Origin of the sequence: Halorubrum sp. CGM4_25_10-8A (assembly GCF_005435025.1) — an archaeon.
Taxonomy (GTDB): Archaea; Halobacteriota; Halobacteria; order Halobacteriales; family Haloferacaceae; genus Halorubrum; species Halorubrum ezzemoulense.
The window spans coordinates 28,344-54,221 of sequence record NZ_SGTX01000003.1 but is presented as its reverse complement, the minus strand read 5'-3'; the positions used below and the strand labels follow the sequence as shown (position 1 = coordinate 54,221).

Genomic DNA, 25,878 nt, shown 5'->3' with positions numbered 1-25,878 from the left:
CCGCGCGGGGATCCGCTATGGAGTGGAAGCTGTTCGCCGACCTCGCGGAGATCGCGGGCGACCGCGCGGTGACCGTCGACGCGGAGCCGGGCGACACGGTCGGCGACGCGCTCGACGCGCTGTTGGACGCGCACCCCGACCTCCGGGACCGCGTCATCGAGGACGGGAGCGTCGCAGACCACATCAACGTCCTCCGGAACGGGCGGAGCGTCCGCCACGACGACGGGCTCGACGCGACGCTGGAGGCGGGCGACGAACTGGCGCTGTTCCCGCCGGTGAGCGGTGGGGCCGCCGACCGATAGATCGGTCGTTTCAAACGCGCGCCGACCCCAGTCGGAGCCATGACCGACAGCGACGGGGACCCCCGAGACGACGCCGCGGACGCCGGTGGCGAGGATCACGGCGGTGAAGGCGATCACGCCGACGGTGACGGCACCGGCGGCGAGCCGAACCGCGAGGAGTTCCACGAGGACCCGGTCGGCCACACGCGCGCGACGGCGGGGATGACGGTGAGCGAACTCGTCGACGGCTACGGCGACGCGGGGATCGGGGCGGCGTCCGTCAACGAGGCGGGCGACGTGCTCGCCGATATGCTCGCGAACGACGACTGTACCGTGTTCCTCTCGCTCGCCGGCGCGATGGTGCCCGCCGGGATGCGCCGGGTCGTCGCCGACCTCATCCGCGACGGCTACGTCGACGCGCTGGTGACGACCGGGGCGAACCTCACCCACGACGCCATCGAGGCCATCGGCGGGAAGCACCACCACGGGCGCACCCACGACCCGGAGAAGAGCCTCCGCGAACACGACGAGGGGCTCCGCGACGAGGGGGTCGACCGCATCTACAACGTCTACCTCCCGCAGGAGCACTTCGCCGAGTTCGAGGGGCACCTCCGCGAGGAGGTGTTCCCCGCGCTGGAGGCCGACCCCGACGCTGACGGGACCGACGCGGTCTCCATCGCCGACCTCACGCGCGAGCTCGGCCGCGCCAACGCCGAAGTCAACGACCGCGACGACGTCCCCGAGGGGCCGGGCGTCGCGGCCGCCGCCTACGAGTCCGACGTCCCGATCTACTGCCCGGCGGTCCAGGACTCCGTGCTGGGGCTTCAGGCGTGGATGTACGCGCAGACGGCCGACTTCACGCTCGACGCGCTCGCGGACATGACCGAGCTGACCGACCTCGCGTTCGAGGCCGACGACGCCGGCTGCCTGCTCGTCGGCGGCGGCGTGCCGAAGAACTTCACGCTCCAGACGATGCTCGTCACGCCGCGGGCGTACGACTACGCCGTCCAGATCACGATGGACCCCGAGGCGACCGGGGGGCTCTCCGGCGCGACGCTCGAGGAGGCGCGCTCGTGGGGGAAACTCGAGAAGGACGCGCGCAACGCCTCCGTCTACGGCGACGCGACCGTGATGCTCCCGATGCTCGTCGCCGCCGCCCGCGACCGCGTGGAGTAGGGTCGCGTCGCCGGTCGCCGGCGAGCGCGCAGGCGATCTTGGCCACGAGCGAGGCCGGACGCCGCACGCGATACGGGGAGAGATATATGCGTGAAGACACCGATACGTGCGCGTATGGGCTCGATCGGCGGCCGGCCGGAACTGCTCGGGGGGCCCGACGACGTCCTCGATCCGCGCTCGCGGCACAACGTCCACGTCACCCGCGCGGCGGACCTCGACCCGGTCGGTCCGTGGTCCCGCGAGACGCTGTACGCGGTCGTGCGGCGAGCCGACGGCGAGGAGCGAGTGGTCGTCCTCGATTACGGTCGTCGCGAGATCTACCTCACGGCCGGGGACGGACTCGCGTACGAGCCACCGCAGGGACTCGGCCTCGCGTCGCCGCCGACGCTCCGCGTCGCCGAACCGCATCGAGTCGCCCCCGACCAAGGGGCGGTCACCGCTATCGACCCCGTCGACGTCGCTCCCGAGTTCGACGTCCTCGTCCCCGCCTTCGACTGGGACGAGATCGACGAGGACGACGTCTTACCCCCGGTTCACCGCCGGCCGTCGGGGGCGCCCGCCGGAAGCGGCGCCGGCACGTCCGGCTGACGTTCGGTGCGCATCGACCGGTCCGCCCCGCCGATGTCGGCATCGCACGCGGGGACAGCTACCCCACGCCGTCGCCACAATTTACACGGGAGGCCCGAGTACGCGACGTATGACGCGAACAGCGGTCATCGCGGGCGTCGGTCCGGGACTCGGCGAGTCGCTCGCCAGAAAGTTCGCCGCCGAGGGCTGTCGGGTGGCGCTCTTCGCTCGCTCGGCGGACTACCTCGAAGACCTCGCCGCGGACCTGCCGGACCCGGGCGAGGGGCTCGCCGTTCCGACCGACCTCACGGCGGTCGAGCAGATCCGGGACGGGTTCGAGACGGTCCGAGAGGCGTTCGGGCCGGTCGACGTCCTCGTGAACCACGCGAGCGCCGCCTCCTGGACGGGACTCATGGACACGAGCGTCGAGGAGTTCGAGGAGGCGTGGGCGGTGAACGGCCGCGGCGCGTTCGCCTGCTCGCAGGAGGCGGTCGGCGACATGCTCGAGACGGGCGGCGGGACGGTCGTCTTCACCGGCGCCACCTCGTCGGTGCGGAGCCTCGGCGGCGCGATCGGGTTCACGGCCGCGAAGTTCGCGGCCCGCGGGATGGCGATGGACATCGCGCAGGAGTTCGGCCCGGAGGGCGTTCACGTCGCTCACGTCGTCATCGACGGGCAGATCGACTCGCCGGGGGTTCGCGAACGGTCCCCGGACCGGGACGGCGACACGTTCCTCGACCCCGACGAGATGGCGGAAACGTACTGGCACCTCGTCGAACGGGACGACGTCGGCACGCAGCCGTTCGAGGTCCACGTCACGAACGGGCCGCGGAACTCCGAGTTCATATAACGGGATCGGTACAGCGGACAACGGACGGTGCGGTGACGCTCAACTGTCACGGAAGAACCGGCCGTGGAAGCCGAACGGCTCCGCGTGGGGGAGCGACGCGTCGGCGAGGAGTGCGAGCGTCCCGGCGTCGAAGACGAGCAGGCGGGTCTCCTCCGCGCGGCTGTCGAGCGCCGGCGCGACGACGACGCCGTCGTCCTCGGCGGTCGCGCCCGGCCGCCGCACGGGGATCGGCTCCTCCACGAAGACGCCGTCCTCCCACCACTCGCGCGTCCGACCGGTCTCGACGTCGAGCTTTACCAGTCCGTTCGTGCCCTCGCGGTCCGTCGCCTGCGCGTACGCGTACCGGTACTCGCGGCCGACGACGTCGGGGGCGACTCGGGGGAGCTCCACGCCGACCTGGTGGAGCGTCGACCGGTCGACTTCGTTGGACCGCAGGTCGACCCGATACCGGACTGGGCGCCCGTCGGGGACGTCGACGTCCGAGGGGTCACCGTCGAGCGCGTCGAGGCGCATCGCGTCGACGATACCGGGGTCGGGAAACTCGACGAGGTCTACGACGACCTCGTCGCCTGTCGCGTACGCGTTGACGTGGTGGAAGGCGAAGACTGGCGGGAGCGCGGGATCTGCGACGAGGTCGCCGGTCTCGCGATCGACGACGAGGACGCGCGTGCCGCGCTCCGGCTGCCAATCGAGGACGTCGAGGATGCCCTCGGAGAACGGGCTCAGCGCGCGGCGGATCGGCATCACGAGCGGCGTCTCGACGAGGACGACGTGATCGGTCGTGATGCTACAGTCGTGGATGTACCCCGGGCCGTCCGCCGCGATCGACGCGACCCGTTCCCTGGCGCGACGGTCCGGGGCGAGCCGGTAGACGTGATACTCGGGCGTTCGACCGAACTCGGTCACGAAGCCGAACCACGCGTCGGTCTCGGGGTCGCGCACGAGGTGCGCGGCGGTGACGTGCTCGCCGAGGTCGTCGTCGAAGCCGAATGCGCCTCGGGTCTCGAGCGTCGCGGGGTCGAACGCGATCCGACGCGGCGCCTCGGTGAGCGCGACGTGCTCGCCGTCGAGGCGGGCGACGTGAACGTTCGCGTTGTCCGTGATCTCCGGCGGGCCGAGCGCCCGCAGCCACGACGCGATTTTCCCCATGCCCGTCCGGTCGGTCCCGAACTGCCCGGAGACGGAGCCGTCCATCGCGTCCGCGTAGGCGTCCGTACGGAGGAAGCGATTCGAGTACGACAGCGCCCCGTCCTCGAACGCGTATCGCCGAAGCATCGCGAGTCCGTCGAACCAGTGCCCGAGTCGCTCACCGCCGACATCGAACAGCCCCGGACCGTTCCGAATGAGCGTCCCCGACAGCCACGACGGGATGTCGCCCTCGACCGGGGGACGGTGGTCCGTCACTTCCGTCGTGAGCGATCGGAACCCGACTCCGTAACCCTGCCCCATACGGACCGCTGATACGGACTGTACGGTAATCAATTGACCCGTCCCTCGAGGCGGAACGGGCGGAACGACCCCGAGCAACCACGCATCCCGGCTCCGGAACTCGCAGGGGCACCACCGGAACTCGTCATGAGGGCCGGTTCAGTCGGCGTCGAGCGCCGCCGCCAGTTTCGTCGCGCCCCCCTCGGAGACGCTCTCGCCGTGCCCGACCAGGATTCGCTCCGGGCGGTAGTCGGCGAGGCCCTCCGGCGCCTCGTCGAGCGCCGGATGGACGCCGACGTCGTTGTCGCCCTCACAGAACCCCGGGAGGGTGCCAAGCGTCTCCATGACGACGAGGGTCCCACCGGACTCGTCGACGAGGACCGCCTCCTCCCACTCGTCCGTGTCGATGAGGCGGTGGGCCTCGTAGTTCGTGCCGGGGAGCTCCGCGTCGAACGGCTCCGGCTCGCCGTCGAGTTTCTCTCGCGTCAGGTCCATCCACTCCGGGACGGACACGGCGACGCCGTGGCGCGCCGCGATCGCTTCGGCGTCCCGCGTGTGTCGGTCGTGGGTCACGACCACGCCGGCGACCTCGCCGAGGTCGCTCAGCCGGTCGTCGAGCCCGTCGGCGTCGAGCGGGTCGACGACCCAGACCCCGCCCTCGGTCGCGAGCGCGTGACTCCCGCGCATCGCGTCTTCCTCGGGATGCGCGACCCAACTGACGCCGCCGTCCCATTCGGTCACCGCCTCGAGCGAGGGTCGCCCCGTCGGCTCGTCGTCGGACATGTGTGCGACTATTAGGCACACGACTAAACGCCTGTCCGTACCGGAACCGAGGCGGGCCGTCCGTCACCTCCCGTCACTTCGACGGTCTGTCGTCGCCACGGTCGCTACGGCTCGCCGTCGGGGCGTCAGTCGTCCGCTCGCCAGCCGTCTGCGCGTCAGTCGGCGCGTAGATCTAGGTCCGTCGCTTCGGCGAGGAGCGCGTGCGAATCGAGCGCGGCCTCGCGGTCCGGCACCGTGTGCTGGATCATCACCTCGTCGACGCCGACGCGGTCGGCCAACTGCTCCAGCAGGCCCGACATCGTCTCCGGGCTCCCGGAGATCGACCGCGGCCACTCGTCGTCGTCCAGCGTCGCCGGCGTCGGGTCCGGCGCGCCGCCTAGCTCGTCGATCGCCTCCTCCTCGGTCGGCGTCTCGTCGCCGAGCTCACCGCGTTTCATACGCCGGAACGTCGCCTCTGCGGGCGCGCGCCGACGGGCCGCGGCCGCGTCCGTCTCGGCCGCCACCGCGTTGACCGCGACCATCCCTTGCGGCTCGTCGAGGCCGCCGGGGCCGGCGTCGGGGTCGAACGCCTCGCGGTACGCCGCGAACGCGCGCTCGGCGAACCCGGGCCGGATGAAGCCGGCGAAGCAGTAGCGCAGGCCCAGCTCGCCGGCGATCTCCCCGCTCGCCGGACTCGACCCCAGCACCCACGGGACGGCCGGCCCCTCGGCCGACCCGGGCACCGACAGGTCGGCGTACGGGTGTTCGTCCGGATAGGCGTCGCGGAGGTGGTTCACCACCGCGGTGATCCGCTCGCGGTGGTCCTCGTTCGGGTTCTCGACGCGGCGGTCGGTGCCGAGCGCGCGGTCGGAGGCGGGCGAGCCGTTTGCGCGGCCCATCCCGAGGTCGACGCGGCCGGGCGCCAGCCCGTCGAGGACGCCGAACGACTCGGCCACCTTGAACGGGCTGTAGTGGTTCAAGAGGACGGCCCCGCTTCCGATCCGGATCGAGTCGGTCGCGCCCGCGACCCGACCGAGCAGCACCTCTGGCGTGGTGCCGGCGAGGCGGTCGCCCATCCCGTGGTGTTCGGCGACCCAGAACCGCTCGTAGCCCAGTCGCTCGGCGTGGCGCGCGGCGTCGACCGTGTTCGCGAACGCGTCCGCCGCGGTGCCGCCCCGGGGGACCGGCGAGAGGTCGACGACTGAAAGGTCCATACCCGCGTTCGGCGACTGATCCGGTTAACGGTTGGCTCGGCGGCGGAGCGGTCGGGGGATCGAAACCGCGCCGACCGCGGGGCCGGGAGGACCAGCCGAGCGAAACGCCGCGGCTAGTCGACGGTGAAGACGAAGCGAAGAGAAGAACCGCAGTTCAGTTGTCGCCGGTCTTCGACTGCCAGGCGTAGTCGCGCCGGGAGGCGGACTCGCCGAAGCCGCACGAGGAGCAGCGCTCCTTCTTGACGTGGTAGGACTTCTCGCCGCAGCGTCGACACTTCACGTGAACCGTCTTGTTCTTTTTCCCTTGGGAGGGCGTACCTGCGCCGGTCATGCTTTGATTGTGACGACGTTATCGCCGCGTATAATCGTTGTGTCTTCGATCGCGACCGCGAACTCGCCGTCGAGGTCTTCGTCGACGCGGCCGTCCACGTCAGCCTCCGGCTCGATGACGACGTTCATGTGCTGGTCGTAGCCGCCGAGGACGCCGTAGTACGTCGTGCCGTCCTTCAGGTGTACCGTCACGGGCTCCTCGAGCGACGCTTCGAGCACGTCGAGGGGTCGTCCACTCATTGTCCGTATCGCCGCCCGTCGCGGTAATAAAAATACCGGGACGGAGCCCCCGAGGCCGGTCGGTTTGACACGAACTTCGCGCTCGCGCCCGCCGCAGTCCGTCAGTCCAGCCGCTCGCGGACGAACTCGCTCGCCGCCGGGACCGCCGCGGCGTACAGGGCGACGTACTCAAGGGTCGCCTGCGCCCGCCGGGCCGAGCTGTACCCCTCCTCGACGCGGTCGGCGACGTACTCGAAGCCGTCCAGCCCGGGGCGGACGAGCCGCGTCGCCAGCGGATCGTCGCCGGCGACGGCCTCGCCGACCGCCGTCCGCGCCCGCTCCGCGGCCGACCGCACGGACGACTCCGAGGGGGCCTCCCGGTGTTCGCCGTCGCGGATCTCGCCGACGGCCGCCCGAAACGCGTCGAGCTCGGCCAACGCAACGCCGGACTCGACGACGGCCGTGGCGCAGTCGCCGGCGTCGACCGCCCGCTCGACGTCCTCGACGGCCGAGTCGGTCCGGAGCTCGCCCGTGGCCACAAGCTCCTGTGCGACCGTCCCGCTCAGGTCCTCGCCGCCGAGCGGGTCGTCGCCGCCGGCGCGCTCCCGCACGGTCGAGCGTGTCCGACTCACGGAGCCCCGCAGCTCGTCGGCGGCCGCGACCAGCGACGCCCACCGCGGGACCAGTCCGTCGCGCCCGTCGAGGTGCGCGTTCCGGAGGCTCTCGGCGTCGTCCGCGGTCGCCCGCGCGCGCTCGACCCGAGCCGTCGCCTCACCGGCTCGGAACGGCTCGGCGACCGGGTCGGCGGGGTACGTCAGCTCCGGCCGGACGTGCCGCTCGCACTCCGCGAGCAGCGATTCGACCGGCTCGTACGCCAGCGCCGCCGCGACCGGCGACTCGGCTCGGTACTCCACCTCGGCGGCGAGCGCGCCCCGAGCGTCCCGGACCGCGCTCCGCCGAGCGGCCAGGTCCGCGCCGTCGTCGACGCCGGTGGCCGCGCGGTACGCGCCGCGCACCGCCGCGGCGTCCTCCCGACGACGACGCCACGCCGAGAGGACGTCCACCGGCCACTCGGCTGTCACTCCGGCGTCCGCCCGCTCCAGCGCCCGCTCGCGGTCGGAACCGATCTCCGTCGCCACCGCAGCGTTGGCTATCCCCGGCTCGGCCGGCACGTCGTCGAGTAGGCTCCGGGTCCGCGCCTCGTGGGCGTCCGCGAGCGACTCCGGTACGGTCGCCGGAAACGGCGACGCCGGCCAGTCGACGGTCCCCACGGCGCCGGACGGGAGCGATACGGACGAGCCGCGGCGCTCCTCGCCGCCGCCGAACGGGAGTCCGGAGCAGCCGGCGACCGCAGCCGTCCCGACCGCCGCTCCGACCCCTGCGAGGAACCGGCGGCGAGAGCTTGAGCCGCCGTGCGAACCGGACCCGCGACCCGTCGACTCGCGGCTCACTCGCCATCACCTCCCGCACCGGGTGCCGAGGAGTTGAACACGGCAGGCGGATCTCCCTGTCGACAGGAGCCACGCATCCCCATTCCGCTCCCGCTCGACCGCTCCGCCGCCACGGGGAGTCGGATCGCGAAGCCGACGGTGTGGACGGCCTCCGGATCGCACTCGACGTCGGCCGGGCGGTACGCCCGGCAGAAGTCGGCTCGGGGGTGGAGGTCGCCGTCGGCGAGCTCCGACGGCTCGACGGCGACAGACCGGAGCCGGACATCGCGACAGGCCGTCACCGGCATCGAGAGAAGGTAGGCCGACGCCGACTCGAAGTCCGTCCCGTCGAGGAACGACCGCAGGCGGTCGGCGGCCGCGGTCTCGGCGAAGTCGAGTGCGTCGAGGCCGTCGCCAGAGACCAATACGCGCCGGGCGCGAGGCCGCCGTCGCCCGCGCTCGTCGGTCTCGTTCGACGGCGTCTCTTCACCGCCGGTGAGGATCGGCTCGCCGCTCTCGTCGCGCGCTCGTTCGAGTTCGTACCCGTCTATCGGTTGATCGCCCCGGACGGGGTAGCTGTTCGACGCGGAGTCGCTACCGGCGCAGCCGGCCAGCGCGGCGATCCCTGACGCGGCCGCGAGGAGGGCTCGGCGGCGGGGTACGTCTGCCATCGCCGGGGGTTCGATCGAGAGCGTGAAACCCTTTGTGGGGCCAGTTCGGGCGCGAATCCCCGCCGCGGGGCCGAACCCGGGAGTTTTTAACGTGCGCGGGAGTACGCCGATGTACCACACTCCCGCGGGACACGGTGAGTCGCGGTGACTCGGCCGTAGCGGGGCCTTCAACGACGCGCGGTAGGACGTAGCGCCGACGGCTCCTTGCGGGGTTTCAGTGACCGGCGCCGACCACGGCGTCAAACACGACAACACCATGGAAATCGAAATTGCGACACTCGGCGGTTACGAAGAGGTCGGTCGACAGATGACGGCGGTCCGGGCGGGCGAGGACATCGTCATCTTCGACATGGGCCTGAATCTCAGTAAGGTCCTCATCCACGACAACGTGGAGACCGAGAGCATGCACAGCCTCGACCTGATCGACATGGGCGCTATCCCGGACGATCGGGTGATGAGCGAACTCGAAGGCGACGTCAAGGCGATCGTCCCCACCCACGGGCACCTCGACCACATCGCGGGGATCCCGAAGCTCGCCCACCGCTACGACGCGCCGATCGTCTCCGCGCCGTACACGATCGAACTGGTGCGCCAGCAGATCGAAGACGAGGGCAAGTTCCAGGTGGACAACGACCTCGTGAAGATGAAGCCCGGCGCGTCGATGGCGATCGGCGACTCCGAGCAGGTCGAACTAGAGTTCGTCAACGTCACCCACTCGATCATCGACGCGATCAACCCGGTCCTCCACACGCCCGAGGGCGCGGTGGTCTACGGCCTCGACAAGCGCCTGGACCACGACCCCGTCATCGGCGACCCGGTCGACATGGACCGGTTCCGCGAGATCGGCCGGCAGGACGAGGGCGTCCTCGCGTACATCGAGGACTGTACGAACGCCGGGAGCAAGGGCCGGACCCCCTCCGAGTCGTACGCGAAGAAACACGTCGAGGACACGCTGAAATCGATGGAGGACTACACGGGCGGCATCATCGCCACCACGTTCTCCTCGCACATCGCCCGCGTGAAGACCCTCGTCGAGTACGCCCGCGAGATCGGCCGCCAGCCGGTCCTGCTCGGGCGCTCGATGGAGAAGTACTCCGGTACGGCCGAGCGGCTCGACTTCGTCGACTTCCAGGGCGACGTCGGCATGTACGGTCACCGGAAGTCGGTCGACCGCGCGTTCAAGCGGATCATGAAGGAGGGGAAGGGCAATTTCCTCCCCATCGTGACGGGCCACCAGGGCGAGCCGCGCGCGATGCTCACTCGCATGGGCCGCGGCGAGACCCCCTACGAGATCGACGACGGCGACAAGGTCGTCTTCAGCGCGAGCGTCATCCCGGAACCCACCAACGAGGGGCAGCGCTACCAGTCCGAACAGCTGCTCCGGATGCAGGGCGCCCGCCTCTACGACGACATCCACGTCTCCGGCCACCTCCGCGAGGAGGGCCACTACGAGATGCTACAGGCGCTCCAGCCGCAGCATCTCATCCCCGGCCACCAGACGCTCAAGGGTCGCTCGCCGTACGTCGACCTCGCGAAGACGCAGGGGTACAAGCTCGGACGCGACGTCCACGTCACGCAGAACGGGTCCACGATCCAGCTCGTCGAATGACGAGCGAGACGAAGGAGGCGCGGGTGCTCGACGCCATCCGCGAGCGGCGTGAGCTCGTCAACGCCGCTATCGACGAGGAGCTGCCGGTCCAGGAGCCTGAGCGACTGTACGAGGCCACCCGATACATCCTCGAGGCCGGCGGCAAGCGGCTCCGCCCGACGGTGACGACCCTGGCCGCTGAGGCGGTCACCGGCACCGAGCCGATGGGCGCCGACTTCCGCGCGTTCCCGTCGCTCGACGGCGACGAGGTCGACGTGATGCGGGCCGCGGTCGCCATCGAGGTGATCCAGTCGTTCACGCTGATCCACGACGACATCATGGACGAGGACGACCTCCGGCGGGGCGTCCCGGCAGTCCACGAGGCGTACGACGTCTCGACGGCGATCCTCGCGGGCGACACCCTCTACTCGAAGGCGTTCGAGTTCATGACCGAGACGGGCGCGGACCCGCAACACGGGCTCGAAGCGATGCGGATGCTCGCGTCGACCTGTACCGAGATCTGCGAGGGGCAGGCCCTCGACGTCGCCTTCGAGAGCCGCGACGACATCCTCCCCGACGAGTACTTGGACATGGTCGAGCTGAAGACCGCGGTGCTGTACGGCGCCTCGGCCGCGACGCCCGCCCTCCTACTCGGCGCCGACGAGGCGGTCGTCGACGCCCTGTATCAGTACGGGATCGACTCCGGACGCGCGTTCCAGATCCAAGACGACGTGCTCGACCTCACCGTCCCCTCGGAGGAGCTCGGGAAGCAGCGCGGCTCCGACCTCGTGGAGGGGAAGGAGACGCTCATCACGCTCCACGCCCGACAACAGGGAGTCGACGTCGACGGGCTCGTTGACGCCGACACGCCCGCGGCGGTGACCGAGGCGGCCATCGACGACGCGGTCGCGGCCCTCGAAGAGGTCGGCTCGATCGAGTACGCCCGCGAGACCGCCGAGGACCTCACCGCGCGGTCGAAGGACCACCTCGGAGTGCTCCCCGAGAGCGGCTCTCGGAGCCTGCTCGAAGACCTCGCGGACTACCTCATCGTCCGCGGCTACTGAGCGGGCCGCGGCGCGACGGACCCGCCGGACGGGTCGGGACTTCCAGACACGGCGTCACGGCCGGACGAGCCGGCACCGGCGGTCCGGGCCGCGACGGACACCGCTTTACCCGCGGCCCGCGTTCGGTCGACCGTGTCACGGTACCGAGACGCCCTCCTGTTCTTCACCCTCGCCCTGCTGTGGGGCGGATCGTTCGTCGCCATCGAGGTCGGCCTCGACTACTATCCGCCGGTGTTGTACGCCGCCTACCGGTTCGACGTGGCCGCGCTGGCGCTGCTGTCGTACGTGTTCGTCACGCAGGACGGTCCGTTTCCGCGGACGCGCGGCGACCTCGCCGCGATCGGGTTCAGCGGCGGACTCTCCGTGGCCGCGAACAACGCGCTGCTGTTCGTCGGCCAGCAGTACACCACGAGCGGCATCGCCTCGATCACCTACAGCCTCGTCCCCATCGCGACCGCGGCGGTCGCCGCCCTGTGGATCGGCGGGGCGGACCTCGACGCGCGCGGCGCGGTCGGGGTCGTCCTCGCGTTCCTCGGCGTCGGCCTCGTCGCACAGCCGGACCCCGCGAGCCTCGGCGGGGGCGTCGCGGTCGGCGTCGGGCTGATCGCGATCGGCGTCGTCGCCGTCGCGGTCGGCAGCGTCGGGCTCCGGACCGTCGAGACGTCGTTCTCCAGCGTCGCGCTCACCGGGTGGGCGATGGGGTTCGGCGCGCTGGCCATCCACGCACTGAGCCTCGGGATCGGCGAGAGCCAGCGCCTCCCCGCCGCGGCGCCGCGCGCGCTCCTCGCGCTGGCGTTCCTCGGGCTCTGCTCGTCGGCGGTGGCGTACACCATCTACTTCACGCTGCTCGACCGGCTCGGCCCCTTCGAGATCAACCTCGTCTCGTACGTCGTGCCGGTCGTCGCCACCGTCGCGGGCGCCCTGCTGCTCGCCGAGCCGGTAACGGCGTTCACCGTCGCCGGCTTCGCGGTCATCGTCCTCGGCTTCGGCCTGCTGAAGCGCCGCGAGATCGCCGACGCGGTCGCCGGGATCAGCCCGTCGGGATAGCGGTCGCCCTCGACGGCGTCGACCGCCCCGATCAGCCGTCGAGCGCGCGGATGTCGTCGAGTATCTCGACGGCGTGGTCCTCGGGGGAGACCCCCTCGTACGCCAAGACGACGGTTCCCTCGTCGTCGATGACGTACGTGTTCCGGAACACGCCGTCGAAGGTGTTCCCGAACATCGACTTCTCGCCGTAGGAGTCGTACGCGCTCGACACCGCGCCGTCCGGGTCCGAGAGGAGCGTGAAGGGGAGGTCGTACTCCTCGGCGAAGGGTTCGAGGTCCTCGACCGGGTCGTCGCTGATCCCGACGACGGCGATGTCGGCGTCCTCGAACGCGTCCCACTCGTCGCGGAAGCCGCACGCCTCGGCGGTACAGCCGGGAGTGTCGGCGCGTGGGTAGAAGTACACCACCGTGTGGCCGGCCGCGGTCGGGTCGACGGTGGCCGTCTCGCCGCGGTGGTCGGTGAGCGTGATCGCGGGCGCGTCGTCGCCGGGTTCGAGCATACGGATCGACGCCGCTCGAACTGGTTAGAGGATTCGGTCCCTTTTTACCGACTACTCGCATCCTACCGGTATCGATGGCGTGGCAACCGACGCCGTACACGGTTCCGCTGCTCGTCGCGGCCGTCGCGTCGTTCGGATTCGCCGCGTACGCGGCCGCGAACCATTCTCGCGGCGGCCGGGCGCTCCTGTGGAGTTTCGTCGGCGTCGCCGGCAGCGCCGGCGTCTGGTCGCTGGCGTACGCGGCGCAGCTGTCGGCGACCGCGCTCGGTCCCACGCTGCTTTTCAACCGCCTCGTCTGGCTCGGGACCGCGGGGCTGGCGGTCGCGTGGCCCGCCTTCGTCCTCTCGTACGTCGACCGGACCGAGTGGCTCGGTCCCCGCCGGTTCGCGCTCTTCTGGGTCGTCCCGGCCGCGACCGCCGTTGCCGTCTTGACGGTCGGCGCCGACCCGCTGTTCTACGCCGACCCCTCGCTCGTCGACGCCGGCGGGTACCGCCTCCTCGGCTACGCGCCGACGCCCGCCCTGCTCGGATTCGTCGGGTACACCTACGCGGTCAACCTGTTCTCCTTCGGCGTGCTCGGCTACGCCGCGGTCTCCCGTGACGGCGTGTTCCGCCGGCAGGCCGCCCTCCTCTTCGCCGCCGGCGTCGCGCCGCCGGCGCTCGGCGCGGCCGGCATCTTCGGGCTCGTCGGTCCGGCGGACGGCGTGGTCGACTTCACGCCGATCGCCTTCAGCGGGACCTCGGCGCTGCTGGCGTGGGTCGTGTTCCGGTACCGGCTGCTCGACGTGTCGCCGATCGCCCGCGACGCGGTGTTCGCGAACCTCTCCGACGGCGTGGTCGTCTGCGACGCCGACGGCCGGGTGATCGACCGCAACGACCCGGCTCAGGCGCTGTTTCCCGACGCCGAACTCGGCGCCCGCGCCGACGAGGCGTTCGCCGACGCCCCGCCGGTCGTCGACGCGGTGACGGAGGCGGGGTCCGACGAGGGGGAAGCGTCGTCCGACGACGAGTTCCGCGTGACCGTCGGCGGCGACGACGCCGCGCCGCGGTTCCTGACGGTTGACGTCCACGACATCACCGGCCCGGGGACGACCCGCGGCGGGACGGTCCTGCTGTTCCGCGACGTCACCGAGCGGGAAACGCTCCAGCGGCGCTACCGCGCCCTCATCGAGAAGTCGCCGAACGTGATCGCGGTCTGCGGCGAGGACGGCCTGATCAGGTACGTGAGCCCCTCGATTGAGCGCCTGCTCGGTCACGCTCCCGCGGCGATCGAGGGGCGTCCTGTGATCGACCTGGTCCACCCGGAGGACCGACGCGAGGCGCAGCAGGCGTTCGAGCGCGCCTTCGAGGGCGCCGAACCCCAGTCGATCACGCACCGGATCGCCCGGGGCGACGGCAGTTGGCGCCGGTTCGAGACGGTGATCGAGCGGCTGTTCGAGGACGCGCGCGAGGTCGTCATCACCGCAACCGACGTGACGGAGGCCCGGCGGTACGAACAGCGGCTCCAGGTTCTGAACCGCGTGCTGCGCCACGACCTGAAGAACGACACCAACGTCATCGGCGGGTACGCCGACCTGCTCCGCGACCACGTCGACGAGGAGGGCGACCCGTACCTCGACGTCATCGACCGGAAGGTACAGACGCTGACGCACCTCAGCGATCAGGCGCGCGAGATCGATGTCGCGCTGCACAGCGACGCCGACAAGACCGAGATCGACCTCGCCGAACTCGTCGACCGCCTCTGCGAGTCGCTGGGCTCGTCGTTCCCGCGGGCGACGGTGACGGTGACGGTGCCCGACTCCGCCGTCGTCGCCGCGGACGAACTGCTGGAGTCCGCGGTCCGGAACGTGCTGGAGAACGCTGTCGTCCACAACGACGACGATGATCCGCACGTCGAGGCGACGGTCGTCGCCGACGGCGACCGGTTCCGGCTCGACGTGGCCGACGACGGCCCCGGCATCCCGCCGGTCGAGCGGACGGTGTTCTCGGAGGCGCGGGAGACGGCGCTCGAACACGCGAGCGGGCTCGGCCTCTGGCTCGTCCACTGGATCGTCACGGAGTCCGGCGGCGACCTCGAGATCGACACCCGTGAGCCGACCGGCACGGTAGTCCGGATGTGGCTCCCGCGAGCGGCCGAAGAGTGCGAGTAGATCCGCCGACCTTCCGGTGTCGGCTCAGACGCGGACGCGGACGACGTGACCCCCGCAGCCGCACCGCTCGATGTACTCCCAGTCGAGGTCGCTGCCGAGCTCCGATTCGAGCGCGTCGACGAGGTACGTCTCCGGGTGGCCGTGGTCGCCGTGGGTGACGAGGTTGACGTGGTTGCCCGCGGCCGTGTGCTCGACCGCTTCGATCGCCTGTCGGACGAGCAGATCCCGGTCGTCCGCGTGTTCGGGGCCTTCGAGGTTCGCGGACCACGAATTCTCGTGGACGTGGTCGGTCACCGGGTCCGCGTCGTGATCGTGGCCTGAGGGTGTACTCGACATGTCCGATCCGACGCCCTCAGTTCCCCTACGTCTTCGAGCGAACATGTTCGCGCGGAGCGTCGACCGACGACCGGCGCGCGAACGTCTTGGGGACAGGAGACACTCCCGCGGGACCCGACGACAGACTCATCAGTCGCGACCCGTTCGGCGACGCGGACGAGCCCTTGGACGCTCGCGAGATAGACGACCCCGACCGGCGACGCGTGGTACGTCGAGGTCACGAACGGGGCGTAGTCGACCGCCCTCCGCAACCTCTTTGCGCGCCCTCGCCGAAGCCGGAGCCATGAGTCACGGACCTCTGGACGAGGACGTGGTCGAAAGCTACCGCGAGGCCGGCGCGGTGCTGGTCGAGGCGATGAACGAGGCCCGCGAGATGGTCGAGCCGGGCCGGACCCACCTCGAAGTCGCCGAGTGGACGGAGGACTTCGTCCGCGAGCAGGGGGCGGGCCTCGCGTTCCCGGTCAACATCAGCGTCGACCCCGAGGCGTCGCACGCGACGCCGGGTCGGGACGACGAGACCGAGTTCGGCGAGGAGATGGTGTGTCTCGACGTCGGCGTCCACGTCGACGGCTACATCGCCGACGCCGCGGTGACGGTCGACCACAGCGGGACGCCCGAACTCGTCGAGGCCGCCGAGATGGCGCTGGAGGCCGCGCTCGACGAGGCCGGGCCGGGCGTCGAGGTCGGCGTCGTCGGGCAGGCGATCGAAGACGTGATCCGCGGCTACGGCTACACGCCCGTCCTCAACCTCTCCGGGCACGGCGTCCAGCGCTACGACGCCCACACCGGGCCCACGGTACCGAACCGCGGCGTCGACCGGTCGGTCGAGCTGGAGCCGGGGCAGGCGGTCGCCATCGAGCCGTTCGCCACCGACGGCCGCGGAAAGGTCGGCGAGGGGACCGACGAACAGATCTTCGAGCAGCAGGGCTCCGCGAGCGTGCGCGACCGGCGGGCGCGGCAGGCGCTCGAAGAGATCGAGGCGTTCGACGACCTCCCGTTCGCGGCCCGCTGGCTGAAGACGGACCGGGCGGGGATGGCGCTTCGTCGCCTGAAGCAGGCGAACGCGATCAAGGGGTACCCCGTCTTGAAGGAGGACGACGACGCCCTCGTGAGTCAGGCGGAGCACACGCTGCTCGTCACCGAGGACGGCGTCGAGGTGACGACCGCGGGCATCCACGGCTTCGACGACTGATGGACCGGATCTTCGCGCCGTGGCGGATCGAATGGGTCGAGCGCGACGCCGACCCGATCGACGGCTGCCCGTTCTGCGTCCTGCCCGAGCGCGAGGACGCCCGCGAGGCGCGCGTCGTCGCCCGCAGCGAGCGCAACTACGTCCTCCTGAACAACGCGCCGTACAACCCCGGTCACGCGATGGTGATCCCGGACGCACACGTCGAGGATCCGACCGGCCTCGACGACGCGACACTCCTCGATCACGCGAAGCTGAAGGCGGCGACGCTCGCCGCGCTGCGCCGCGACGTGAACCCCGACGGCGTCAACACGGGCCAGAACCTCGGCGGCGACGCCGCGGGGGGGTCGATCGACCACCTCCACACCCACGTCGTCCCGCGCTGGAGCGGCGACACGAACTTCATGCCCGTCACCGGCGCCACGAAGGTGATCGTGGAGGCGATAGACCGCACCTACGACCACCTCCACGCGGGCTTCGCGGCCGACGACGCGGTCGTCGATCCGGGAGACGCCGAGGCGGGCGAGGCGGTCGAACTTGACTTCGGCGTCTAACTCGGCGGTGTCGATCACTCATAAACAAACGGCGTGGCGGCGCGTGCCGATGAGCGCCCGTATGGCGCGAATCGCCCGCGCGAGGTCGCCGGCGCGAAACGCCGGCTGCCGGAGAATCTTCGATTCTCGCCGGAGTTGCTGGCTCCCGGAGCGAAGCGACGGGTGCCAGCGACGAGGCTGGGGAGCCGTGAGGTGCGGTCGCTGTGCGGGGTGGGACTCAACGGGGCAGTCGCGAGAAGGCGGGAGGCGATGTAAGCACCACAGCGAGCGGAGCGAGGAGCACAACGGGCGTACCGTCTCCTCGCGACTGGGGCTTTGGAGGTATTCACCGCAGCGTCGTCGATCACCCGACCGGATCGCTGTATTCGACCGATCTCCCGCCTCCCCTCGACGCAAATTAGTACACCAGTTCGCCCGAGATGAACTTCCGGGTGCGCTCGTCGGCGGGGTCGTCGAAGATCTCCTCGGTCGGACCGATCTCCGTGATCCCGTCGTCGAGCAGCACCGCGACGCGGTCCGCGACCCGCTCGGCCTGATGCATGTCGTGGGTCGCCACGACCACGCCGATCCCCCGCGCTTTCGCCTCACCGATCGCCTCCTCGATGACGGCCGTGTTCCGTGGGTCGAGGTCGGAGGTTGGTTCGTCGAGCAAGAGGGCGTCGGGGTCGTACGCCAGCGCGCGGGCGAACGACACCCGCTGGGCCTCGCCGCCGGAGAGCGAGTCGGCGGGCTGGTCCGTCTTGTCTGCGAGTCCGACGACCTCCAGCGACTCGTGGACCGCGTCGGCGGCGCCGGACAGCCGGAAGAGCGAGGCGATCCGCTCGCTCCACGAGCGGCGGACCCGGAGCCCGTACTCGACGTTTCGGGCGACCGATCCCCCGAAGAGGCTCGCCTCTTGGAACACCATCCCGACGCGGCGGCGCAGCGCGAGCCGCGCCGACTCGTCGACGGCCCACGCGTCGGTCCCGTCGAGCGTCACCGTCCCCTCGTCCGGCTCCAGCGACAGCGCGAGCGTCCGCAGCAGCGTGGTCTTGCCGACGCCGGAGGGACCGATGACGGCGACGACCTCGCCCGCGTCGACGTCGATCGTGAGGTCGCGGAACACTCTCTCGTCGCCGTACGACCGCGACACGCCCGTCGCGCGGAGCATCAGCCGGACACCTCCCGCCGCATCAGGCCACCCCCCGATCGCCGAAGCGGACCACGATCGCGTTGACGGTCAACACGAGCGCGACCAGCACCGCGCCGAGCACCATGGCGGTCTCGTACCGCCCCTGCCGCGCTTCGAGCTGGATCGCGGTGGTGAGCGTGCGCGTCTTCGAGATGCCGTCGGCGCTCGTGATGTTCCCGCCGACGATCAGCACGGAGCCGACCTCGCTCACCGCGCGACCGAACCCGGCCAGCACCGCGGTCGCGATCCCGTACTTGGCCTCCTTGATCACGACCAGCGCCACGTCGATCCGCGTCCCGCCGAGGACGCGAGCAGCGTCCCGGACGCCGTCGTCGACGCCGCTCACGGCCGCGAGGCTGATCGCCGTGATCGGTGGCGTCGCGAGGACGAACTGCGACATGATCATCGCCTCGCGGGTGAAGATGAGCTCTAGCGACCCCAGCGGCCCCTGGTTGGAGACCGCGAACAGCACTACCAGCCCGACCACCACGCTCGGGAACCCCATCCCGGTGTTGACGACCGACTTCACGAACCCCTTCCCCGGGAACTCCGCGAGGCCGATCGCGACGGCCGCCGGCACGCTGACGAGCGTGCTCAGCGCCACGGCGGTGAGGCTCACGTACAGCGAGACCGCGATGATGCTCCCGACGTACCCCTCCCTGAACGAGGCGCCGAGCAGGGACGCCGCGGGGCCCGCGCCCGAGTCGAGGAGGGCGGGGGCCAGCTGTGCGACCGGTTCGAGCGGCACGCTTACGCGTCCGAGTCGTCGCTACTCCAGCCTTCCGGAACGTACTGTTGGAAGTCAGGGTCCTCCGAGACGGCCTCGGGGAAGAACAGCTGTTCGCCGTTCACCTGGTACTCTGCGATGGCCTCCTGGACGCCGGGACTGGTGATCCAGCCGATGTACGCCATCGCGAGGTCGTAGTTGGCGTTCTCGTGGACGCCGGGGTTGACCGCCATGACGCCGTACGGGTTCGCGAGGATCTCCGGCCCGCCCTCGATCGGCCCCTGAACGAGGATCGTCAGGTCGATCTCCGAGCGCTGCGAGATGTAGGTTCCGCGGTCCGAGAGCGTGTACGCGCCCTGCTGGTTTGCGATGTTCAGCGCCTCGCCCATCCCGGTGCCGGTCTCCTGATACCAGTCTCCGCCGGGATCCGTGCCCGCCGCGTCCCAGAGGTTCAGCTCCTTCGTGTGGGTCCCGGAGTTGTCGCCGCGAGAGACGAACGTCGCCTCCGCCTCCGCGATGGTCGTCAGCGCCTCGGTCGCTGAGCCCGTCCCCCCGATTCCCGCCGGGTCGCTCTCGGGGCCGACGATCACGAAGTCGTTGAACATCAGGTCGCGGCGGTTGATCCCGTACCCGTTGCGCATGAATTCGTCTTCGAGGCCGCGGGCGTGGACCATCACGATGTCCGAGTCGCCGTTGCGCGCGGTCTCCAGCGCGGCGCCCGTCCCCTGCGCGACGGCGTCGACCGTGACGCCGTACATCTCCTCGAAGTCCGGGTGGATCGCGTCGAGGAGCCCCGTGTCGTAGGTGCTCGTCGTCGTCGTGAGCGTCAGCGTCTCGCCGGCGACGCCGACGCTCTCAGCGCTGTTTCCGCCGTCGGTGCCGTTGCCCCCGGTCCCGTCGCCGCTGCCGCCGTCGTTCGTCGACGAACAGCCGGCCGTACCCACGATCGCTCCGGCGCCGACCGCGGCCACGAACTTCCGTCGTTGTATCGGCATAGATACAACGGCGGGGCGACACGACATATAAGTTGCGTCACGGTGGGGAACGTCGGCCCGGAGCGGCCCGAGGGCGCGTCGAAACCCCCAACACGTCCCGGACGCATCCCCCGAGCATGGGAGAGCCGACCGACTCCGGTCCCGCCCCGGCCGCGGGGCGCGGACGAGCCGCGCTGATCGAGGACGGCGTCGAGTTCGACGGCCGCGACGCGGCCCTGTTGCGCGCGGTCGACGCGGCGGGATCGGTCGCGGGCGCGGCCTCGGAGCTCGGCCGCTCCCGCGCCCGCGCTCTCACCCGGATCGAGACGCTGGAGGACGCTTACGGCACGCTCGTCGAGCGCCGTCGGGGCGGCGAGGGCGGCGGCGGGAGCCGGCTCGCCGCGTCGGCTCGGGACCTCCTCGACCGCTACGACCGCCTTCAGGCCGTCCTCGCGGCGACCGCGTCGGTGCCCGAGACGGTCCTCGACGGGACCGTGGCCGCCGTCGACGGCGAACTCGCCGTCGTCGACACGCCGGTCGGAGAGCTCTCCGGACTCCACGGCGGCACCGTGGACGACGAAGGCGCAGACGACAGGGCCGACGGCAGAGACGCAGACGACGGGGCCGACGGCAGAGACGCAGACGACAGGGCCGACGGCGGCGCGGTCGCCGTCGGCGACGCGGTTCAAGTCCGGATCGGCGCGGACGCGGTCACCGTCAACGACGCGGCCAACGCGGTCGACCCGGACGCGACGAGCGCCCGGAACCGCCTGGCCGGCCGCGTCTCGCGCATCGACTCGGGCGAGACGGTGTCGACGGTTCGGATCGTCGTCGAACCGGTCGACCGGGGAGGGACAGACGACGCCGCCGTCGAGGTCGCGGCGCTGATCACCGCCGAGAGCATCGACCGGCTCGGCCTCGCGCCCGGTGACCCGGTGTCGCTCCGGTGGAAGGCGACCGCGACGCGACTCGTTGCGCAGGTCGAGTGACTCGGCCGACCGGAGTAGACCAGCGTTCTGAACCGGGGGGCGGACCGGCGTTCCGGACAGGCGGGCCGTGCCAAGCGCTCCCGCGCAAGCGAACGGTTTTTGCGTCGACCGACGGGAGAGGTGGTATGGACGAGGACACCCCCGAAGGGACGACGCCGGGCGGTGACGGGCGCGAGCCCGACGCCGACCGCGGGCCGTTGACGCCCCCCCGGACCGACGGCGGGACCGACGCGGACGAGCCGACCGAGGACGTCGCGCTCGACCCGTGGGGGTCGGCGTCGGTCGGGGACTACGCGGACCTCTTCGCGGAGTTCGGCATCGAGGCGTTCGACGAGGTCGACGACGACGTGCCGGACCCGCACTACCTGATGCGCCGCGGCGTCATCTTCGGGCACCGTGAGTACGACGCGGTCGCGGAGGCGATGGCGAACGACGAGCCGTTCGCGGCGCTCTCCGGGTTCATGCCCACGGGGGACCCGCACATCGGTCACAAGCTCGTGTTCGACGAGATCATCTGGCACCAAGAGATGGGCGGCGACGCGTTCGGGCTCATCGCCGACCTCGAAGCGCATTCCGCGCGCGGGATGTCGTGGGACGAGATCGACGAGCACGCGCGGAACTACCTCCTGAGCCTCCTCGCGCTCGGCTTCGACGCCGAGGACGGCGAGATCTACCGCCAGTCCGACAACCGCGAGGTCCAGGACCTCGGCTTCGAGCTCGGCTCGAAGGCGAACTTCTCGGAGTTCGAGGCGATCTACGGCTTCGACGGGGAGACGAACGTCTCGCACATGCAGAGCGTGATCACCCAGACCGCGGACATCCTCTACCCGCAGCTCGTCGACGAGCCGAAGCCCACGGTGATCCCGGTCGGTCCCGATCAGGACCCGCACGTCCGGCTCACCCGCGACCTCGCGACCCGCGTGCGCTACTTCAAGGTGACAGAGGCGTTCGCCTCCTTCGAGCTCGACGACGACGAGCGCCGGCTCGTGCGGGCCGCCTACGACGCGCTCGCGGCCCGCGACCAAGAGAACGACGCCGCCGGAGACGCGGACGCCGCCGCCGAGACCGACGTGCGCTGCGAGGACGCCGCCGAGTGGCTCGCCGACTACGAGCCGCCGGAGAGCGACCGCGAGAGCGTCGACCTCGCGGCCGCGAAGGCGAGCGCCCTCGACAAGCTCGAGGCCGGCGGGAAGGAGCCGCTCCGCCCCCGCGTGCGGTTCTTCGACCGCAACGCCACCGACGAGGCGTTCGAGGCGCTGATCGAGGCCGTGGAAGGGGAAAAACGCGTGTTCGAGGGCCACGTCGACGCGTTCGACTTGACCCGCGACGAGGCCGAGTCCATCGCGCGCGAGGTCGAGATCGACCACGACGGGTTCGGCTTCCGGCAGCCCTCCTCGATCTACCACCGGTTCATGACCGGGCTCACCGGCGGCAAGATGTCTTCGTCGATCCCGGCGAGCCACATCTCGCTGCTCGACGATCCTGAGGACGGCTACGACAAGGTGAAGGCGGCGACGACCGGGGGCCGCGACACCGCCGAGGAGCAGCGCGAGCTGGGCGGCGAGGCCGACGAGTGCCCGGTCTACGAGCTGTACGCCTACCTGCTCGCGGGCGACGACGACGAACTCACCAAGGAGGTGTACTCCGAGTGCGTCAACGGCGAGCGCCTCTGCGGCGGCTGTAAGGAGCAGGCCGCGGAGCTCATGCGCGAGTTCCTCGAGGACCACCAGGAGAAGCGCGCGGAGGCCGAGGAACTCCTCGACGACCTCGACATCGACCTCGACTCCGACCGGCGCGGCACCGGCGGCGAGCACTGAGGCGTCTCTATTGAGGCCGCAGGGCAACTCTCACGAGCTGTTTTATAAACGAACGGTGCGGTGGCGCGTGCCTGCGAGGCCGCCTTGCGGCCGAGCAGCACGCGCGAGGGAGTCGCTGGCTCCCGGAGCGAAGCGGAGGGTGCCAGCGACGAGGCTGGGGAGGCGTGAGGTGCTGTGCTGGGCGGGACTCAAAGGGGCAGTCGCGAGGACGAAGCACGGCGACGTAAGCACCGCAATGAGGGAGCGAACGGAGTGAGCGACCGAGTGAGGAGCACAGCGAGCCGCGCGAGTCCTCGCGACTGGGGCTTTGGAGGCGTTCGCCGCCAATTCACGGGTAGCTGTTTATAACCGAGCGACTGGGGCTTTGGAGGCGTTCGCCGCCAATCCGCAATCGATTTCTATAACTAACAGCGACCGCCTTACAGCTCGTTCTTCACGTACACGCCCAGCAGTCCGCCGAGCGCGCTCAGAACCACGGAGTAGGCGACGCCGCCCAACACGATGAGGGCGGCGACGAAGACGACTCCGCCGGCCGCGAGGCCGACTTCGAGCGGGAACCCGAAGAACCCCAAGAACGGGAGGAAAACCAGCACGAGCAACAGCAGTCCGACGATCGGGATCGCGGCGATCGCGCCGGAGAGCGCGCCGACCCGGAGGCCGTCGTCTCCATTTAAGTACCCGGCTACCGCGCCGCCGAGGAGCGGTGAGATGCCGGTAAACGAGAGCACCGTCGACGCGATAGCGCCGACGACCGCGTTGAGGAGGGTGTTCTCTGTGTCCATGCGCGGTCGAACTCCCGGCGGCGGCATACGTTTTGGGAAGCGCGGCGGCCGGGCCGGCCCGCGCTCGGCACGACCGGACGGCGAGCGAGCCGATAGTTTATGAGGCGGGCGCCACCTCTCACGGGTATGAGCGAGGAGGAGGCGATCCACGTCGCGGACGTCAGCGAGGGGATCGGCGGCGACGCGACGGCGGAACCCGGCTCGCCGGTCGAACTCCCGGTCGTCGACGTGCTCACCGGCCGGTCCTTCATCACGGGGAAGAGCGGGTCCGGGAAGAGCAACACCGCAAGTGTCGTGATAGAAAATCTGCTATCTAACGGATTTCCTGTCATGATCGTGGACACAGACGGTGAATATTACGGTTTAAAGGAAGAATATGAAATTCTTCACGCCGGCGCCGACGACGAGTGCGACATCGTCGTCTCCCCCGAGCACGCCGAGAAGCTCGCGACCCTCGCCTTAGAGCAGAACGTCCCGATCATCTTGGACGTCTCCGGCTACCTCGAAGAGGACACCGCCAACGAGCTCCTCTTGGAGGTCGTCAAGCAGCTGTTCGCGAAGGAGAAGCGCATGAAGAAGCCCTTCCTGCTCGTCATCGAGGAGTGCCACGAGTACATCCCCGAGGGCGGCGGCATGGACGAGACGGGGAAGATGCTGATCAAGGTGGGGAAGCGCGGCCGGAAGCACGGGCTCGGCATCGTCGGCATCAGCCAGCGCCCGGCCGACGTCAAGAAGGACTTCATCACCCAGTGCGACTGGCTCTGCTGGCACCGGCTCACCTGGGACAACGACACGAAGGTGGTCGGGCGCATCCTCGGCTCGAAGTACGCCAGCGCGGTCGAGGACCTCGGCGACGGCGAGGCGTTCCTGATGACCGACTGGGACGAGTCGATCCGCCGGATCCAGTTCCACCGCAAGGAGACGTTCGACGCGGGCGCGACCCCCGGGCTCGACGACTTCGAGCGCCCCGAACTGAAGTCCGTCTCCAGCGACCTCGTCGGCGAGCTCCAGTCGATCTCCGACGAGAAGGAGCGCCGCGAGTCCGAGATCGCCGACCTCAAGCAGGAGTTACAAAAGAAGGACCGGCGGATCGCCGACCTCGAACGCGAGCTGGAGGAGGCCCGCGACCTGAGCGACATGGCCGACCAGTTCGCGCAGGCGCTCCTCGGTAAGGCGGAGGCCCCGTACCGGGGCGGCGGTCGACCTCCGGCCGGCGACGAGCGACTCGGAGGGACGGACGACGGCGACGAGGGCCAGTCCGTCCTCAAGTCGTACGACGAGGCGGTCGCCGCGACCGAGGAGAGCGACGCGGACGCGGAAGCGGAGACCGACGCCGCGCCCGGACCGGGCCCATCGGCCGCCGACGGCGGCGCCGAGGTCGACGCCGACGCCGCGACCGGTGACGCCGCGACCGGTGACGCCGCGGATGTCGACGCGACGGCCGCCGATTCTGCGGACGAACCGAACCCCCCGGACGACGTCGACCCGGTCACCCGCGACGACGTGGCCGAGAGCGCGCTCCGGTTCGACGAGGCGATCGAGCTCGGTACCCGCGAAGCGGTCATCGATGAGCTCCGCTCGCGGATCGAGTCCCTCCCGGAGCTCTCGCGCGGGATGCTCCGCCACTATCGACGCGAGGGCGCGAGCGACCCCGTCGCGGCCCACATCGACGCCGGGGGCGACGGCGACTCCGGCCACGCGTACAGCCGTCACCGCCCGATCCGGCGGGCGGGACTCATCCGCCACGCCGGTCGGGGCAGCTACGCCTACGCGGTCCCGGACCTCGTCCGGGAGGCGTACGCCGACCGCCTCGACGAGGCGCAGGTCGACGAGATCGTTCGCGCCGTCGAGCGCGTCTTCGTCCCGTCCGCCGAACTGGACTACCCGCCGGACGCCGCTCCGGCCGAGGTCGGTGACCGGGCGCCCGCCGGAGACGACGAGGCCGAGGAGAACACGGACACCGACGCGGCCGACGGGGACGAGGAGCCTTCGGCGCCGACCGACGCCGGCCTGAGCGACGCCGCGCGTCGGTTCGCCGAGCGATCGGAGCGCTGAGGCCGGAG

26 protein-coding genes are annotated in these 25,878 nt (G+C 70.7%); 13 read left to right on the top strand and 13 right to left on the bottom strand.

Annotation, left to right across the window (positions count from 1 at the left end; all coding sequences use genetic code 11):
- The first annotated feature begins 17 nt into the window (after window positions 1–17).
- From EXE52_RS04425 to EXE52_RS04410, 4 genes are all read left to right on the top strand, one after another.
- Window positions 18–302, top strand: a complete 285-nt coding sequence (locus tag EXE52_RS04425) for a ubiquitin-like small modifier protein 1 (protein WP_049930569.1) — start codon at window positions 18–20, stop codon at window positions 300–302.
- 39 nt (window positions 303–341) lie between these two features.
- Entirely contained in the window at window positions 342–1,457 is a 1,116-nt protein-coding gene (locus EXE52_RS04420; protein ID WP_049930571.1) for a deoxyhypusine synthase, read from the top strand.
- Between the two features lie 114 nt (window positions 1,458–1,571).
- A complete protein-coding gene (locus EXE52_RS04415; RefSeq protein ID WP_089308214.1) occupies window positions 1,572–2,045 on the top strand; it encodes a hypothetical protein in 474 nt (157 codons plus the stop codon).
- A 109-nt stretch (window positions 2,046–2,154) separates the two neighbouring features.
- Window positions 2,155–2,874, top strand: coding sequence for an SDR family NAD(P)-dependent oxidoreductase (locus tag EXE52_RS04410; protein ID WP_089308213.1), 720 nt, complete (start codon window positions 2,155–2,157; stop codon window positions 2,872–2,874).
- A gap of 39 nt (window positions 2,875–2,913) precedes the next feature.
- Here the strand turns inward: EXE52_RS04410 and EXE52_RS04405 are convergent, their stop codons facing one another.
- From EXE52_RS04405 to EXE52_RS04375, 7 genes are all read right to left on the bottom strand, one after another.
- Entirely contained in the window at window positions 2,914–4,323 is a 1,410-nt protein-coding gene (locus EXE52_RS04405) for a carotenoid oxygenase family protein (RefSeq protein ID WP_089308212.1), read from the bottom strand.
- A gap of 138 nt (window positions 4,324–4,461) precedes the next feature.
- On the bottom strand, window positions 4,462–5,085 hold the full coding sequence (locus EXE52_RS04400) for a hypothetical protein (protein ID WP_089308211.1): 624 nt from the start codon (window positions 5,083–5,085) through the stop codon (window positions 4,462–4,464).
- Window positions 5,086–5,240: 155 nt separating this feature from the next.
- Window positions 5,241–6,278, bottom strand: coding sequence for an MsnO8 family LLM class oxidoreductase (locus tag EXE52_RS04395; protein ID WP_089308210.1), 1,038 nt, complete (start codon window positions 6,276–6,278; stop codon window positions 5,241–5,243).
- Window positions 6,279–6,432: 154 nt separating this feature from the next.
- Window positions 6,433–6,609, bottom strand: a complete 177-nt coding sequence (locus EXE52_RS04390) for a 50S ribosomal protein L37e (RefSeq protein ID WP_006112801.1) — start codon at window positions 6,607–6,609, stop codon at window positions 6,433–6,435.
- Complete coding sequence (locus EXE52_RS04385) at window positions 6,606–6,848, bottom strand: LSM domain-containing protein (protein ID WP_049930582.1); 243 nt, start codon at window positions 6,846–6,848, stop codon at window positions 6,606–6,608. Before EXE52_RS04385 ends, EXE52_RS04390 begins: the two co-directional genes overlap by 4 nt.
- Before the next feature lie 101 nt (window positions 6,849–6,949).
- On the bottom strand, window positions 6,950–8,278 hold the full coding sequence (locus tag EXE52_RS04380) for a hypothetical protein (RefSeq protein WP_089308209.1): 1,329 nt from the start codon (window positions 8,276–8,278) through the stop codon (window positions 6,950–6,952).
- A complete protein-coding gene (locus tag EXE52_RS04375) occupies window positions 8,275–8,928 on the bottom strand; it encodes a hypothetical protein (protein ID WP_089308208.1) in 654 nt (217 codons plus the stop codon). The genes EXE52_RS04380 and EXE52_RS04375 overlap by 4 nt, the downstream gene beginning before the upstream one ends.
- A 256-nt stretch (window positions 8,929–9,184) precedes the next feature.
- On the opposite strand from EXE52_RS04375, the gene EXE52_RS04370 reads away from it, so the two are divergent.
- The 3 genes from EXE52_RS04370 (at window position 9,185) to EXE52_RS04360 (ending at window position 12,627) form a co-directional block, all read left to right on the top strand.
- Window positions 9,185–10,537 carry a ribonuclease J gene (locus tag EXE52_RS04370; protein ID WP_049930694.1) on the top strand — a complete coding sequence of 451 codons (1,353 nt, stop codon included), beginning with the start codon at window positions 9,185–9,187 and terminating at the stop codon, window positions 10,535–10,537.
- Complete coding sequence (gene idsA3 / locus EXE52_RS04365) at window positions 10,534–11,580, top strand: geranylfarnesyl diphosphate synthase (RefSeq protein ID WP_049930588.1); 1,047 nt, start codon at window positions 10,534–10,536, stop codon at window positions 11,578–11,580. The genes EXE52_RS04370 and idsA3 overlap by 4 nt, the downstream gene beginning before the upstream one ends.
- Window positions 11,581–11,712: 132 nt before the next feature.
- Window positions 11,713–12,627 (top strand): DMT family transporter, encoded by a 915-nt coding sequence (locus EXE52_RS04360; RefSeq protein ID WP_049930589.1) that lies wholly within the window; start codon window positions 11,713–11,715, stop codon window positions 12,625–12,627.
- A 31-nt stretch (window positions 12,628–12,658) separates the two neighbouring features.
- On the opposite strand, the gene EXE52_RS04355 is transcribed toward EXE52_RS04360, so the two are convergent.
- Complete coding sequence (locus EXE52_RS04355; protein WP_049930591.1) at window positions 12,659–13,126, bottom strand: peroxiredoxin; 468 nt, start codon at window positions 13,124–13,126, stop codon at window positions 12,659–12,661.
- Between the two features lie 74 nt (window positions 13,127–13,200).
- On the opposite strand from EXE52_RS04355, the gene EXE52_RS04350 reads away from it, so the two are divergent.
- Window positions 13,201–15,276, top strand: a complete 2,076-nt coding sequence (locus EXE52_RS04350; RefSeq protein WP_089308206.1) for a histidine kinase N-terminal 7TM domain-containing protein — start codon at window positions 13,201–13,203, stop codon at window positions 15,274–15,276.
- A gap of 24 nt (window positions 15,277–15,300) precedes the next feature.
- Here EXE52_RS04350 and EXE52_RS04345 read toward each other — a convergent pair whose 3' ends face one another.
- Window positions 15,301–15,612: a CGCGG family rSAM-modified RiPP protein gene (locus EXE52_RS04345; protein WP_089308205.1), complete on the bottom strand. Its 312-nt coding sequence runs from the start codon at window positions 15,610–15,612 to the stop codon at window positions 15,301–15,303.
- A gap of 283 nt (window positions 15,613–15,895) precedes the next feature.
- Here EXE52_RS04345 and map point away from each other — a divergent pair, with 283 nt between their 5' ends.
- Together map and EXE52_RS04335 are read left to right on the top strand one after the other, a co-directional pair.
- The gene (gene map, locus EXE52_RS04340; protein WP_089308204.1) at window positions 15,896–16,804 is read left to right on the top strand and encodes a type II methionyl aminopeptidase; all 909 of its coding nucleotides are present in this window, start codon (window positions 15,896–15,898) and stop codon (window positions 16,802–16,804) included.
- Window positions 16,804–17,355 carry an HIT domain-containing protein gene (locus EXE52_RS04335; RefSeq protein ID WP_086215521.1) on the top strand — a complete coding sequence of 184 codons (552 nt, stop codon included), beginning with the start codon at window positions 16,804–16,806 and terminating at the stop codon, window positions 17,353–17,355. Before map ends, EXE52_RS04335 begins: the two co-directional genes overlap by 1 nt.
- A gap of 397 nt (window positions 17,356–17,752) precedes the next feature.
- On the opposite strand, the gene EXE52_RS04330 is transcribed toward EXE52_RS04335, so the two are convergent.
- The 3 genes from EXE52_RS04330 to EXE52_RS04320 are packed head-to-tail and all read right to left on the bottom strand — an operon-like array spanning window position 17,753 to window position 20,248.
- Window positions 17,753–18,505 (bottom strand): amino acid ABC transporter ATP-binding protein, encoded by a 753-nt coding sequence (locus tag EXE52_RS04330; protein ID WP_049930600.1) that lies wholly within the window; start codon window positions 18,503–18,505, stop codon window positions 17,753–17,755.
- A 22-nt stretch (window positions 18,506–18,527) separates the two neighbouring features.
- Complete coding sequence (locus EXE52_RS04325) at window positions 18,528–19,274, bottom strand: ABC transporter permease (RefSeq protein ID WP_049930601.1); 747 nt, start codon at window positions 19,272–19,274, stop codon at window positions 18,528–18,530.
- A gap of 2 nt (window positions 19,275–19,276) precedes the next feature.
- Window positions 19,277–20,248 (bottom strand): substrate-binding domain-containing protein, encoded by a 972-nt coding sequence (locus tag EXE52_RS04320; RefSeq protein WP_049930602.1) that lies wholly within the window; start codon window positions 20,246–20,248, stop codon window positions 19,277–19,279.
- Window positions 20,249–20,364: 116 nt separating this feature from the next.
- On the opposite strand from EXE52_RS04320, the gene EXE52_RS04315 reads away from it, so the two are divergent.
- Window positions 20,365–21,216: a TOBE domain-containing protein gene (locus EXE52_RS04315; protein ID WP_089308203.1), complete on the top strand. Its 852-nt coding sequence runs from the start codon at window positions 20,365–20,367 to the stop codon at window positions 21,214–21,216.
- Window positions 21,217–21,341: 125 nt separating this feature from the next.
- A complete protein-coding gene (locus EXE52_RS04310; protein ID WP_089308202.1) occupies window positions 21,342–23,033 on the top strand; it encodes a tryptophan--tRNA ligase in 1,692 nt (563 codons plus the stop codon).
- Window positions 23,034–23,452: 419 nt separating this feature from the next.
- Here the strand turns inward: EXE52_RS04310 and EXE52_RS04300 are convergent, their stop codons facing one another.
- On the bottom strand, window positions 23,453–23,815 hold the full coding sequence (locus tag EXE52_RS04300) for a DUF5518 domain-containing protein (RefSeq protein WP_049930606.1): 363 nt from the start codon (window positions 23,813–23,815) through the stop codon (window positions 23,453–23,455).
- A 126-nt stretch (window positions 23,816–23,941) separates the two neighbouring features.
- On the opposite strand from EXE52_RS04300, the gene EXE52_RS04295 reads away from it, so the two are divergent.
- Window positions 23,942–25,870 (top strand): ATP-binding protein, encoded by a 1,929-nt coding sequence (locus tag EXE52_RS04295; RefSeq protein WP_089308201.1) that lies wholly within the window; start codon window positions 23,942–23,944, stop codon window positions 25,868–25,870.
- Window positions 25,871–25,878 lie beyond the last annotated feature (8 nt).

Excerpts from the sequence above, each read along its gene's own strand:
- EXE52_RS04300 (WP_049930606.1), bottom strand. The coding sequence starts at position 23,815 with ATGGACACAGAGAACACCCTCCTCAACGCGGTCGTCGGCGCTATCGCG.
- EXE52_RS04420 (WP_049930571.1), top strand. The coding sequence starts at position 342 with ATGACCGACAGCGACGGGGACCCCCGAGACGACGCCGCGGACGCCGGT.
- EXE52_RS04345 (WP_089308205.1), bottom strand. The coding sequence starts at position 15,612 with ATGTCGAGTACACCCTCAGGCCACGATCACGACGCGGACCCGGTGACC.
- EXE52_RS04375 (WP_089308208.1), bottom strand. The coding sequence starts at position 8,928 with ATGGCAGACGTACCCCGCCGCCGAGCCCTCCTCGCGGCCGCGTCAGGG.
- map (WP_089308204.1), top strand. The coding sequence starts at position 15,896 with ATGAGTCACGGACCTCTGGACGAGGACGTGGTCGAAAGCTACCGCGAG.
- EXE52_RS04395 (WP_089308210.1), bottom strand. The coding sequence starts at position 6,278 with ATGGACCTTTCAGTCGTCGACCTCTCGCCGGTCCCCCGGGGCGGCACC.
- EXE52_RS04400 (WP_089308211.1), bottom strand. The coding sequence starts at position 5,085 with ATGTCCGACGACGAGCCGACGGGGCGACCCTCGCTCGAGGCGGTGACC.
- EXE52_RS04410 (WP_089308213.1), top strand. The coding sequence starts at position 2,155 with ATGACGCGAACAGCGGTCATCGCGGGCGTCGGTCCGGGACTCGGCGAG.
- EXE52_RS04350 (WP_089308206.1), top strand. The coding sequence starts at position 13,201 with ATGGCGTGGCAACCGACGCCGTACACGGTTCCGCTGCTCGTCGCGGCC.
- EXE52_RS04405 (WP_089308212.1), bottom strand. The coding sequence starts at position 4,323 with ATGGGGCAGGGTTACGGAGTCGGGTTCCGATCGCTCACGACGGAAGTG.
- idsA3 (WP_049930588.1), top strand. The coding sequence starts at position 10,534 with ATGACGAGCGAGACGAAGGAGGCGCGGGTGCTCGACGCCATCCGCGAG.
- EXE52_RS04370 (WP_049930694.1), top strand. The coding sequence starts at position 9,185 with ATGGAAATCGAAATTGCGACACTCGGCGGTTACGAAGAGGTCGGTCGA.
- EXE52_RS04425 (WP_049930569.1), top strand. The coding sequence starts at position 18 with ATGGAGTGGAAGCTGTTCGCCGACCTCGCGGAGATCGCGGGCGACCGC.
- EXE52_RS04310 (WP_089308202.1), top strand. The coding sequence starts at position 21,342 with ATGGACGAGGACACCCCCGAAGGGACGACGCCGGGCGGTGACGGGCGC.
- EXE52_RS04335 (WP_086215521.1), top strand. The coding sequence starts at position 16,804 with ATGGACCGGATCTTCGCGCCGTGGCGGATCGAATGGGTCGAGCGCGAC.
- EXE52_RS04390 (WP_006112801.1), bottom strand. The coding sequence starts at position 6,609 with ATGACCGGCGCAGGTACGCCCTCCCAAGGGAAAAAGAACAAGACGGTT.
- EXE52_RS04330 (WP_049930600.1), bottom strand. The coding sequence starts at position 18,505 with ATGCTCCGCGCGACGGGCGTGTCGCGGTCGTACGGCGACGAGAGAGTG.
- EXE52_RS04385 (WP_049930582.1), bottom strand. The coding sequence starts at position 6,848 with ATGAGTGGACGACCCCTCGACGTGCTCGAAGCGTCGCTCGAGGAGCCC.
- EXE52_RS04355 (WP_049930591.1), bottom strand. The coding sequence starts at position 13,126 with ATGCTCGAACCCGGCGACGACGCGCCCGCGATCACGCTCACCGACCAC.
- EXE52_RS04320 (WP_049930602.1), bottom strand. The coding sequence starts at position 20,248 with ATGCCGATACAACGACGGAAGTTCGTGGCCGCGGTCGGCGCCGGAGCG.
- EXE52_RS04315 (WP_089308203.1), top strand. The coding sequence starts at position 20,365 with ATGGGAGAGCCGACCGACTCCGGTCCCGCCCCGGCCGCGGGGCGCGGA.
- EXE52_RS04415 (WP_089308214.1), top strand. The coding sequence starts at position 1,572 with ATGGGCTCGATCGGCGGCCGGCCGGAACTGCTCGGGGGGCCCGACGAC.
- EXE52_RS04295 (WP_089308201.1), top strand. The coding sequence starts at position 23,942 with ATGAGCGAGGAGGAGGCGATCCACGTCGCGGACGTCAGCGAGGGGATC.